At 39.3% G+C, this 12,352-nt stretch carries 8 protein-coding genes and 3 pseudogenes; 6 read left to right on the top strand and 5 right to left on the bottom strand.

The window, feature by feature from the left end; genetic code table 11:
• Positions 1-2: 2 nt before the first annotated feature.
• From N4G44_RS10875 to N4G44_RS10865, 3 genes and pseudogenes are all read right to left on the bottom strand, one after another.
• Positions 3-386: an alpha/beta hydrolase gene (locus N4G44_RS10875; RefSeq protein ID WP_474926714.1), complete on the bottom strand. Its 384-nt coding sequence runs from the start codon at positions 384-386 to the stop codon at positions 3-5.
• A gap of 5 nt (positions 387-391) precedes the next feature.
• Positions 392-643 (bottom strand): annotated as a pseudogene (locus N4G44_RS10870) (alpha/beta hydrolase-fold protein); the annotation flags it as partial.
• Complete coding sequence (locus tag N4G44_RS10865) at positions 628-1,122, bottom strand: CBM20 domain-containing protein (protein WP_474926713.1); 495 nt, start codon at positions 1,120-1,122, stop codon at positions 628-630. The pseudogene N4G44_RS10870 and the gene N4G44_RS10865, both read right to left, overlap by 16 nt.
• Positions 1,123-1,325: 203 nt before the next feature.
• On the opposite strand from N4G44_RS10865, the pseudogene glgB reads away from it, so the two are divergent.
• The 4 genes and pseudogenes from glgB (at position 1,326) to N4G44_RS10845 (ending at position 6,558) form a co-directional block, all read left to right on the top strand.
• Positions 1,326-3,274, top strand: a pseudogene (glgB, locus tag N4G44_RS10860) (1,4-alpha-glucan branching protein GlgB).
• Positions 3,275-3,329: 55 nt separating this feature from the next.
• Complete coding sequence (locus tag N4G44_RS10855; RefSeq protein ID WP_474926710.1) at positions 3,330-4,736, top strand: glycogen synthase; 1,407 nt, start codon at positions 3,330-3,332, stop codon at positions 4,734-4,736.
• A gap of 3 nt (positions 4,737-4,739) precedes the next feature.
• A complete protein-coding gene (locus N4G44_RS10850) occupies positions 4,740-5,276 on the top strand; it encodes an FEKKY domain-containing protein (RefSeq protein ID WP_474926709.1) in 537 nt (178 codons plus the stop codon).
• A gap of 13 nt (positions 5,277-5,289) precedes the next feature.
• Positions 5,290-6,558, top strand: coding sequence for a glucose-1-phosphate adenylyltransferase (locus tag N4G44_RS10845; protein ID WP_073059512.1), 1,269 nt, complete (start codon positions 5,290-5,292; stop codon positions 6,556-6,558).
• A 90-nt stretch (positions 6,559-6,648) separates the two neighbouring features.
• Here the strand turns inward: N4G44_RS10845 and N4G44_RS10840 are convergent, their stop codons facing one another.
• A complete protein-coding gene (locus tag N4G44_RS10840) occupies positions 6,649-7,875 on the bottom strand; it encodes a S41 family peptidase (protein ID WP_474926706.1) in 1,227 nt (408 codons plus the stop codon).
• Positions 7,875-8,108, bottom strand: coding sequence for a hypothetical protein (locus N4G44_RS10835; protein WP_474926704.1), 234 nt, complete (start codon positions 8,106-8,108; stop codon positions 7,875-7,877). The genes N4G44_RS10840 and N4G44_RS10835 overlap by 1 nt, the downstream gene beginning before the upstream one ends.
• A gap of 242 nt (positions 8,109-8,350) precedes the next feature.
• Here N4G44_RS10835 and N4G44_RS10830 point away from each other — a divergent pair, with 242 nt between their 5' ends.
• Together N4G44_RS10830 and N4G44_RS10825 are read left to right on the top strand one after the other, a co-directional pair.
• A complete protein-coding gene (locus tag N4G44_RS10830; RefSeq protein ID WP_474926702.1) occupies positions 8,351-9,391 on the top strand; it encodes an SRPBCC domain-containing protein in 1,041 nt (346 codons plus the stop codon).
• Between the two features lie 124 nt (positions 9,392-9,515).
• Positions 9,516-12,328, top strand: a pseudogene (locus N4G44_RS10825) (2-oxoglutarate dehydrogenase E1 component).
• Positions 12,329-12,352 lie beyond the last annotated feature (24 nt).

The following is a 12,352-nucleotide window of genomic DNA, read 5'->3' as shown; positions in this document are numbered from 1 at the left end:
GCTTAATTTTTAATGCTCTGCTGCTGCGGGGTTACTTCTACAGGGTTTTCTGTGTTGTCATAGAACAGCCATTCAATGGCTCTTGGAAACTCCTGCGACCAATAAAATTCACTGTGGGTTCCTTCCGGGTTGATGCTGGTTTTGAATTCAAAGTCGAAAAGGTTTTTCTTTTCCCAACGTCTTAAGTATTCTTCAAATACATAGATCCTTTTTACCATTTTAGAACCTTCCTGGCCTCCGCCATACAGATATATTTTTGTCTTAAAAGGAATCCGGAAGTTCATCATCGGGAAATTATTGTTAGGTTCTACCCAAAGCGAGGGAGAGAAGATCAGCAGCTTGGAATAAACCTCCGGATAAAGGAATCCGCTGTAAATACTGATCAAAGCCCCTAAAGAGCTTCCCCGATTCCTGTATTGTCTCGGTCTTTCTTGGTTCTGTAGTGTTCATCCACAAAAGGTTTTAAAGTATCTGTAATAAAGCGGATGTATTTCTTGCCCTCTGAGCCGTTCGCTACGTTATCATTGTCAAAAATATATTCTTTGATGCGTTCTTCACTGCCGTGTTCTATGGCTATAATAATGATGTCTCCACGGCCGTATTCAGCAAGGATGGACAGTTTTTTATCTATTTCCCAGTTTCCGTATCCGCTTCCTTCGTTAAAGAGATTCTGGGCATCCTGAAGGTAAAGTACAGGATAGTTTTTTCAGAAACATAATAATCATAAGGAAGTACGGCCCATACTTTCCGGTAACGGTCGAGCTGGGGAATGTAGAATTCATCCGAAATAACTTCTGCAATCGGGAAAAATTCCTTTTTGAACGGACCCCAGTTGAGCCTCCATTTTTCTATGATGTCCGATGTTTTACCGGCTGTTTTTTCAGCTTTCCGGTTTGGAGTGATATTCCCGTATTTATCGAGCTCCACATTTTCCCAACCTCCTTTGGTGAATTTGTATTCTATAATGTCGGGAAGAATCTGATCGTCGATCTCTATGAAATAATTGTTCGGATCCAGCTGTTTAAGCTGATAATTGGAGTCTCTGGGATTCCAGTTGTTGAAATTTCCGGTGATATATACCGGTCTGTCGTCGCTTTCTTCAGTATAAAGTTCAAACTTCATCGTATGTGTTTAAAAATAATTTGAAGCTAAATTTATAAAAAAGATTGTTTTAAAATCATAAAAAAGTGAATGTAAAAAATAATATATTTGATAAACGGGCCCAAAAGAGCCGAATTAACATAATAATTATTTGTTCAATAATTAATCGTTATTGCAGGGAATTTTCGTAGTTTCAAAGAAAAATAAAGTACAACGATATCTTGATGAATTCTGTTAAAACCTATACGCTGTTTACTGATCATGATGTCTACCTTTTCAAAGAAGGCAGGCACTATAAGCTGTATGGGAAATTTGGAGCGCATTCTGCTGAAAAAGATGGAGTAAAAGGTGTCTATTTTTCAGTGTGGGCTCCTAATGCCAGAAAAGTGTCCGTTATAGGAAATTTCAATAACTGGAATCATAAAGACCATATTCTTTTTCCACGATGGGACGGCTCCGGGATCTGGGAAGGTTTTATTGACGGCCTTACATGGGGTACACTGTATAAATATGCCATAGAAACTGCCAGAGGTGAAATCCTGGAGAAAAGTGATCCTTATGCCCTTAGCTGGGAGCAAAACCTGCAGGCGGCCTCGCTGGTTTCCACTACCTGGTACGAATGGAACGACAAGGAATGGATGGGGAACCGCTGGAAAAACAATTCCCTGAATGCTCCGTTGTCCGTTTACGAGCTTCATTTAGGTTCCTGGGTAAGGGATGTCAATGCTCCGGATAGATATCTGAATTACCGTGATATTGCTGAAAAACTGGTTCCATACGTGAAGGAAATGGGTTTTACTCATGTAGAATTCATGCCTGTGATGGAATATCCTTATGATCCTAGTTGGGGATACCAGATTACCGGATTTTATGCAGCTACTTCACGTTTCGGCTCACCGCAGGATCTGATGTTCCTGATCAATGAGCTTCACAGAAACAATATCGGTGTTATTCTGGATTGGGTGCCGTCCCATTTTCCGGGCGACGCCAACGGACTTCACCGCTTTGACGGTTCTTACCTTTACGAACATGAAGATCCCAGAAAAGGATTTCATCCCGACTGGAAATCCTATATTTTCAATTACGGCAGAAATGAAGTGAAATCTTTCCTGATTTCCAATGCCATGTTCTGGCTGGAACGTTACCATGCGGACGGACTTCGTGTAGATGCAGTGACATCAATGCTTCATTTGGATTATTCAAGGAATGAAGGAGAGTGGGAGCCTAATATCGAAGGGGAAATGTGAACCTTGAAGCCAAAGCTTTCCTCCAGGAATTCAATACGGCGGTTTATAAGGAATTCGGAGACAGTATTATGACGATAGCAGAAGAAAGTTCAGATTTCCCGATGCTTACAAAACCCGTTCATGACGGTGGAGTGGGTTTCGGAATGAAATGGATGATGGGATGGATGCACGATACGCTGGACTATTTTAAAGAAGATCCGATCAACAGGAAATATCATCATCATAAAATTACTTTTGCCTCCGTGTATATGTATAATGAAAATTATATGATGCCGCTGTCCCACGATGAAGTAGTGCATGGAAAAGCAAGCCTGATCTATAAAATGCCCGGTGACGAATGGCAGAAGTTTGCCAATCTCCGAACCCTCTATGTATATATGTATACCCATCCTGGAGCCAAGCTTCTCTTTATGGGTGATGAATTTGCACAGACCGGCGAATGGAATTTTACCCGAAGCCTCGACTGGCACCTGCTGCAGTATCCGGTCCATAAAGGAATGCAGGCTCTTGTAAAAGACCTGAACCACTTATATCGGAATGAGACTGCTTTTTATGAAAATCAGTTTGATAAGCATGGTTTTGAATGGATAGAGGCTGATGATCTTGAAAATTCCGTCTATGTATACCTCAGAAAAGGTAAAAGAAGGGATGATGTTTTAATGGTGGTCCTCAATTTGATTCCGCAGGTTCTGGAATATACTATAGGAGTGAGCGCAGGAACCCATTGTGAGGTTATTTTCAATTCTGATGATTCCGGATATAGTGGAAGTGGTGTAGAAGCTGATATTCTGAATGAAAAGAATCAGGAATGGATGAGACACCCCAGATCCGTTACTTTAAAATTGCCACCGCTTGCAGGAATTATTTTAAGACAGAAAAAAGATAGAAAATATAAATTACAGAGAATAAAACAGCATAAGAAATAATCATTATCATGAAGAAGATTAAAAATGAATATGAAATACAAATGACACTGAAATTATGGTAATATATCATTTAAGTACAGAATGTTATCCGGTAGCTAAAGTAGGCGGTCTTGCAGATGTTGTGGGAGCGCTGCCGAAATATCAGAATAAAATAAAAGGAATAGAGGCAAAGGTAGTGATGCCCTGGTACAATAAATCTTTTGTTCATGATCACGAGTTTGACATAGTTTTTGATGGGTTTATTCATCAGGGAGAGAATATGCTTCAGGTTCAGGTGATGAAGGAGAAAACGAATGCTTTGGGATTTGAACTTTATATGGTTAAAGTTCCCGGGCTTTTAGACAGGGACAATCCTTATGGGTACCAGGATGAAAGCTTCCAGTTTCTGGCATTCCAGCACGGTGTACTTCACTGGCTGAGTGCGATGGAGATTCGTCCCGATGTACTGCACTGCCACGATTATCATACAGGACTGGTTCCTTTTATGACCAGGCATTGTCCTGAATTTGAATTTTTAAAAGGGGTAAAAACAATAGGTACGATCCACAATGGGGAATATCAGGGCTTGATGAGTTGGGATATGGCGAACTATATGCCTTCTTTTGATTCCTACAAATGGGGCCTGATGGACTGGAACGGGTATATAAATCCACTGGCCAGTATGATTAAATGCTCTGATGCTTTTACAACCGTTTCGGAAGGATATCTGGAGGAACTTTTCATCAGCTTCCGCGGGTTGGAAAGCCTGGTGCGCCAGGAGTTTGGAAAAGCATATGGAATTATCAACGGAATTGATACGGAAGTCTGGAATCCCGAAACCGATCCGATGCTGGATTTTAATTTTAACAGTAAAAATGCCGTCGCTCATAAAAAGAAGAACAAAGAAAAGCTTTGCAAAGAATATGGTCTGAAGCCTGAATTGCCGCTGTTTGCCTTTATCGGAAGATTTGCTACCGAGAAAGGCGCGGATCTCCTTCCGGATGTTGTATGGAAAAGCATTAAACAGAGTTATGGAGCGTTGAATATCATGATTTTGGGTTCAGGGAATTCCTATATAGAAAATAAGCTGAAAGAATATGAATATACCTATACCAATTTCGCATTGGATCTTGGATATAAAGAGTATCTTTCCCATAAGATTTATGCTTCGGCAGATTTTCTGCTGATGCCGTCCAGAGTAGAACCTTGCGGACTGAACCAGATGTATTCAATGAGATATGGAACAGTTCCTGTCGTACGATATACCGGAGGGCTGAGAGATACGGTAGAGGATATTTCAACAGGAGGAGCAGGACTGAATTTTACCTATCCGGGAGTAGATGATGTAGTGCATGCCATGAACAGAGCGCTTGCCATCTACAATCAGAAAGGGGTAATGGAAGATCTTATCCATGCCAACATGAATTTTGATTTTGCATGGGAAAAATCTGCTGAGAAATACATAGCTTTATACAATAACTGATGGATGAAAGTTTTCTGTTCCCTTTTCGCGATAACAGCAATTCTTTTTTCATGTAAAAAAGAGGAAGGAAGCTATCATGGGGGATATTACTGGATTTACGGATACGGGCTTCCGGTAATGGGTGCACAGGAGGCAATGGATGGTATTTCGGAGAAATGGAAAATTAAACATTATCCTGTAGCCGGTTGTATAATTGATCCTGAACAGGAAAAAATGGTTAATGCTGCCAATAAAAGAACCTATGCAGCGCTGGAACGGAAATATGGGAAAGGCTGGCAGACTTTGTACAACAAAGATATGGATGATTTTGCCATGAAGACCGTTGATGTGATGGATGTTCTGATCACTAATGCATTATTCAGGAGCGAATTGAAGAAGCATTACATAGAAATCTACAATGTAGACAAAGAAGTACTGGAACTGAATAATAATGGAGACTTCAGGGTTATTGTCTATAATCAGGATCTCCCATATGAAAATAAAGAATGCTTCAGGCTGGTAGTAAACACTAAAAACAGAACAGTAAACATAATTCAATAAACGCACGATATATATGAAACGAAATGTAATCTCCATTGTATTGGGAGGCGGCAGGGGAACAAGATTATTCCCGTTAACGTATTCAAGGTCAAAACCGGCAGTTCCTATTGCAGGAAAATACAGGCTGGTAGATATTCCTATTTCCAACTGTCTGAATTCGGGACTGAATAAGATCCTGGTTTTAACACAGTTCAATTCAGCTTCGTTAAATTCACATATCAAGAATTCCTATCACTTTGATATTTTCAGCAAGGGCTTTGTAGATATCCTTGCAGCAGAGCAGAATGTGGAAAATGACAGCTGGTACCAGGGAACGGCAGATGCCGTCCGCCAGTCGATGAAGCATCTTGAAAAATATGATTACGATTATATTCTGATCCTTTCCGGCGACCAGCTTTACCAGATGGATTTCAGGGAAATGCTCGATTTTCATATCGAAAACGGAGGCGATGTCACCATTGCGACTATTCCCGTAGTGGCAAAGGATGCTACAGGATTCGGAATTTTAAAGTCTGATGATGACGGAAATATTACCTCTTTCTATGAAAAACCGGAGTATGATATTCTGGAAGGCCTGAAATCTGAAGTTTCGGAAGAAAACAAGCATAAAGGAAAGGAATATCTGGCTTCGATGGGAATTTATATTTTCACGAGAACCATTCTTAAAAAGATGTTTGAAGAAGGAGCCGGCGATGATTTCGGGAAAGATATTATTCCGAATTCAATCGGGAAATACAAAACATTAAGCTACCAGTATGAAGGGTACTGGACAGATATCGGAACGATAGAGTCATTTTATGAGGCCAATCTGGATTTATGCCAGGATTTTCCACAGTTTAATCTTTTCTCCTCTTCACCGATCTATACGAGAGCCAGAATGCTTCCACCTTCAAAAATCAACGGTTCATATGTAAGTAAAGCTGTTTTCGGAGACGGATGCATCATTATGGCCGATAAGATCGAAAATTCTGTGATTGGAAACAGAACAAGAATAGATAAAGGAAGTACCATCGTGAATTCTTACGTCATGGGTGCGGATTTTTATCAGAATACCACAGAAATTGTCCTCAACGACAGAAGCGGACGACCGAATATGGGCATTGGGAAATACTGTTACATTGAAAAAGCAATCCTTGATAAAAACTGCTACATCGGCGATAACGTGAAAATTATAGGAGGAAAACATATTCCGGATGGCGACTACGGAACCCATTCCGTTCAGGATGGAATTGTAGTGGTGAAAAAAGGAGCCGTACTTCCTTCAGGAACCCATATCGGGTAATAAAAATAAAATATTGGACTGGTGACAGTTCTAAACAAAAAAGAGGAGACACACAGGTTTCCTCTTTTTGTATATATAAGCTCCGTTCTTTTATTGAGAAAGCAGTTTCAGGGAATATTCTAGCTCCGGGTCTTTCTGTTCCAGTAACGATTTTAGAAAATAGTCACTTTTAATAGTATGATCAGGGATTACGCCTGTACAATTGGCAACATTGTCTTGATCCTTATTATTAAAGAAAATTTCTGTGCGTGGAATGGAAAGGGTAGACTTAGTATGGGGGAGCTTATACGTGATAAACCATGCTGCAGTGGTGAAATTACTGCATGAACCGGTTTCTTTTCCTACGATTTCTCCTCTTTTTTCAGTTTTGAATAAAGAAGCAAAATAGGTGGCAGCCGAGAAAGTACGGTTATTGGTCAGCAATATGGTCTTGCCGTCAAAAAACAGTCCATCTCTTGGATAGCTTTTTATATAAGTGTTATCAAGCCTTGAATTTCCGAAATAATAGTCTCCTTTTTCTGCTTTATCAAAGCGCTGCCTCATAAAATTATTCAGATCTGTGATGTCTTTATCGGAATAATACTGGTTGGTCTGAGGATCTATCAGATAGTTGGTGTAGTTTATATCAACGACCTGGGTTCCGTATTGGTATTCATTATTAAAGTTTTTATCCGCTGCTATGAAAGAATACAATAAAGCTACATTACTGATAGCACCGCCTGAATTATTACGAATATCTATAATAAGCTTTTTGGATTTCAGATTCCTCATTTCCTGGAAATATTTTTTTAATCTTTCATAAAAAAAGCTTTCATCGTAAGAGAAGGATTTTACCGATAGATAATAGGTTTCCGGATCTATTTTGTAACCGTAAATTCCGTAGTTTTCCGAAACCAGGTCAATAGGCAGTACAGCATGTTTGGCTTCGTAGTAATACTGAGGATACTTTACACCGTTTACTTTCACTGTTTTTTGCGTTCCGTTTAAAGCTTTATATTTTACAGTAAAATCATTGGTCGGATTCTTTAAAATAAAAGGAATATTAAATGATACATCTACATCTTCCACTTTAATATTTCCGTCTGCGGCTTTAGGAACTCTTTTCAGAATGTTGTCTGCACTTAATCCATTAATCTCAAGGATCTCACTGCCTGTTTCGATAGCATATTTATTGGCTCCGTTCACATATATAATCCCGTTATTTACGTAAGTGGGAAGAGGGAAGTAGTAGATGGAATTCATAACATCCTCAAAATAATTAGAATCGGTACCAAAAGAACTGTGGCCGTCACCAATTACTCTTGTAGGGTTGTTCATCAGTAAATTAATATAACCGGGATTTTTTTAATTTCATTGCGAAGCGAATCCAGCTTTCTGGTAATGGTTTCTTTGCTGTGAAACCTGTAAGGATTAGGGTGTTGTTTCCGGATAATGTCCACTGCAATATCGAAGTCTTTGAGATAACCGTCTTCGGGGATTTCTGAAATTGAATACTGGGAAAAGCCCATTGAAAAAAGTAAAATCAAAGGAAATACAAATAACTTCTTCATAGAAAAATATTTAATTTTAGGGTTTTTCACGCATCAAAAAATATACCGTTATTTTGTTATTTAAAAGTGGAGTTATTTTTATAAAATAGCATATTAATAATTAAAATCACCAGTTAAAATGCACTTTTTTCAAAAAATAAGATGATATAATTCACTTTTTTTAATGTGGTTTATTTTGCCGTTGCTTCGGTCAAAATAATTAAGATATTGGTTACTTTTTTTATTTGTATTACTTTTGTGCGATGCGTTTTTTTAAAATAATAGCCGTAATTCTTGTTCTTGTGGTAGGAGCTTATGCTGCTTCCATGTATTTTTTCGTGGACGAAAACAAGGATTTTAAGATTGAAAAAGAGATCGACTATCCTTTAGACAAGGTCTTTTCCCAGTTCAATAATCTGCAGCATTTCACCAGATGGAACAACTTTTTTACAAGTTCGCCATCCGTTGATATCGATTATTATACGCCTTACGAAGGCCAGGGAAGCGCTATCAGTTATGTAGATCCGAAAAATGATACGGATGGGGAAATGTTTATCCGCTATGAAAATCCGGCAAAAAGTCTGAGATACCAGCTTTTCGAAGACCGGAATGAAAATCCGACAGTGGTGGATGTTCAGTTCAAGGCAGTTTCTCCGGATAAGACAAAAATTACGTGGTATGTGCATACTCCTAAGCTTTCCGTACTGAGAAGAGTGGAAAATTTCTGGACAGAAGACCGGTTTGCTGAAAACATCAACAAAAGCATGGTGAATCTCAAAAATGTACTGGGGAATAAAGTAGAAAAAGATAACCAGATGGCTTCCATTAAATACGACAGTCTGATGGTAGAAAATGAAGAAAATAAGCTGCTCCTGGGAATTAATGTAAGCGCATCCAACAAAAAAGAGGCACTCTATAAAAACATCGTTATGAATTACAGCAAAGTTTATAACTATGTGACGATGGATCTTGGGAAGAAAGACGATGAATTCGGCTTCCCAGTACTGATTACCGATGCCGATAACTATAAAGACAAAGAAGTTTCCTATTTCCTGGGAATTCCTCTTTCCAAGAAGATCGGGGTGCCGGATAATAATTTCAGTTTCCGGACCGTAAATCCTTCCCAAAATTATGTAATGTACTACAAAGGAAATTATGAAGGCAGAATACGGGCTGTTCAGCAGCTGATTCAGAAGGCCAAAAAAGATGAGATGCGCTTCGGAGACATCCGTCAGACCTTTATTGAGCGTCCGGTTGAAGGGCAGGATGTAAATATTAAGCTCTCATTATCAGTGTATAAGTAATTTTTTTCCGATTATTTTTTTCTTAATTTTTTTTAACGGTTTCAGGCTGTCTTAACTCGGTTTTTTTTATTAAATTTGAAGATTAATTCTACAAATAAATTTTAATAATAGATAAACTGTAATAATGGACAGATTTTCATTCCTAAACGCAGCTCATTCTCAGTTAATTGAGGATTTATACCAACAGTACTTAAAATTCCCGGATTCTTTAGAGCCATCATGGAAAGCCTTTTTTCAAGGGTTTGACTTCGCTTTGGAGAACTACGGAGATGACGATAACATCCAATACATCCAGGCTCCGGCCAGCGCTGCTCCGGCAGTACAGCAGATTTCCCAGGCAGTAGCCGGTGGGGAAATTCCTGAGCACATCAAAAAGGAATTCAAGGTAGTCAACCTTATCGAGGCTTACAGAACCAGAGGGCACCTGTTCACAAAAACAAACCCTGTAAGAGAAAGAAGACACTATACGCCTACTTTAGACATAGAAAACTTCGGCCTTTCCAAAGAAGATTTAAATACAAAATTCAACTGCGCTGTTGAAACAGGAATGAAAGAGCCTGCAACACTGGCAGATCTGATCAAGCATCTTGAAAATATCTACTGCGATTCTATCGGGGTGGAATATATGCACATCAACAATGTTGAAGAGAAAGATTTCATCAAAAAATGGCTTCAGGTGAATGAAAACCACCCGAACCTTTCTGCGAATGAAAAAACTGAGATTTTATTAAAATTAAATCAGGCGGTAGCTTTTGAAAACTACCTTCATACAAAATTTGTAGGACAGAAAAGATTCTCACTGGAAGGAGGTGAAACTTTGATTCCAGCTTTGGATCAGCTGATCACAAGATCTTCCCAGCTGGGAGTGGATGAAGTGGTATTGGGAATGGCCCACAGAGGTAGATTGAATGTACTGACCAATATTTTTGGGAAATCTTACAAACAGATCTTCTCGGAATTTGAAGGAAAGGAATTTGAAGAAGATGTATTCTCCGGTGACGTTAAATATCACTTAGGATCCTCTAAAAAGATCAAAACAGCTTCAGGAGAAGAGGTTTCTATTAACCTGACTCCTAACCCGTCTCACCTTGAAACAGTGGCTGCCCTTGTAGAGGGAATCTGCCGTGCGAAAGTAGACGATAAGTATAAAGACTACTCTAAAGTATTACCGATCATCATCCATGGTGATGGAGCAATTGCCGGACAAGGTATTGCTTACGAAGTTGCCCAGATGATGACTCTGGAAGGGTACAGAACAGGAGGTACGGTTCATATTGTTGTAAATAACCAGGTTTCATTTACAACCAATTATATGGATGCAAGATCTTCAACATATTGTACAGACATTGCAAAAGTTACGGAATCTCCTGTAATGCACGTTAATGCTGATGATGCAGAAGCTGTTGTTCATGCCATCCACTTTGCGGCTGATTTCAGAGCTAAATTCGGTAAAGATGTTTACATCGACCTTTTAGGATATAGAAAATATGGGCACAATGAAGGTGATGAACCAAGATTCACGCAGCCTAATTTATATAAAACCATTTCAAAACACCCGAATCCAAGAGAAATTTATAAAGATAAATTGCTTAAAGACAGCATTACCTCCAATGATGTAATTGCTAAAATGGAAACGGAATTCAAAGCTCTTCTGGATAAGGATTTTGATGCTTCCAAAGAGATCGAGAAAAATGTTATGGATCTGTTCATGGCTGAAGACTGGACCAACTATCCGATCGGAAAAAGAGGAGCTGTTCAGATTCCTGTAGATACAAAATATAACTTAGAGAAGCTTAAGGAGCTGGCCATTCAAATGTCAACCCTTCCTGCTGATAAAAAGTTCATCAATAAAATTACAAGACTATTCGAAAACCGTATCAAGGCTATCGAAGGAAATTCTTTAGACTGGGCGCTTGGAGAGTGGTTAGCTTATGCTACACTTCTTGTGGAAGGTCACAACGTAAGAATTTCAGGGAAGATGTGGAAAGAGGAACATTCTCTCACAGACATGCTGTTGTAAAAACTGAAGATACAGAAGAAGAATATATCCCGTTAAGACATGTATCGGAAAGCAGATTTGATGTATTCAACTCTCACCTTTCTGAATACGGAGTTCTAGGTTTCGATTACGGATACGCTATGGCTTCTCCTAATACATTAACCATCTGGGAAGCTCAGTTCGGAGACTTCGTGAATGGTGCTCAGATCATTGTTGACCAGTATCTGGCTGCGGCTGAGGAAAAATGGAAGATCCAGGACGGATTGGTGATGCTGTTGCCTCACGGTTCCGAAGGTCAGGGAGCAGAACACTCTTCAGCAAGACTGGAAAGATTCTTAACGCTTTGTGCGAACGAAAATATGGTGGTAGCGAATATCACTTCACCTGCCAACTATTTCCACTTACTAAGAAGACAGCTTAAATGGTCATTCAGAAAACCATTGGTCGTAATGAGCCCTAAATCTTTATTGAGACACCCTAAAGTGGTTTCTCCGCTTGAAGATTTTGCAAACGGTTCATTCCAGCCAATTCTGGACGATCCTTCAGCAGATCCTAAAAAAGTAGAAAAATTAGTATTGTGTTCAGGTAAATTGTACTTCGAATTATTAGCGAAGAAAGAAGAGCTGAACTGTGAAAATATTGCATTAGTAAGATTCGAGCAGCTATATCCGCTTCAGACAGATGCTATTGAAGCGATCTTCAGCAAATATGACAACAGAACACAACTGGTGTGGGCTCAGGAAGAACCTGAAAACATGGGCGCATGGTCTTACATCCTGAGAAACTTCAGAGATACGGGAATCCAGGTAATTGCTCCTGTACCAAGCGGTGCTCCGGCTCCGGGAAGCCACAAAATGTTTGAGAAAAACCAGAATGCTGTAATCAACAGAGTTTTCGACAGAGATGATGCTCCCGTAAAAAGACCTGTTACAGCGTAATTAAGAATAATATCCAATTAAAAA

This window comes from Chryseobacterium sp. GTID13 (assembly GCF_056172655.1).
This window is presented reverse-complemented; position numbering and strand designations above follow the sequence as displayed.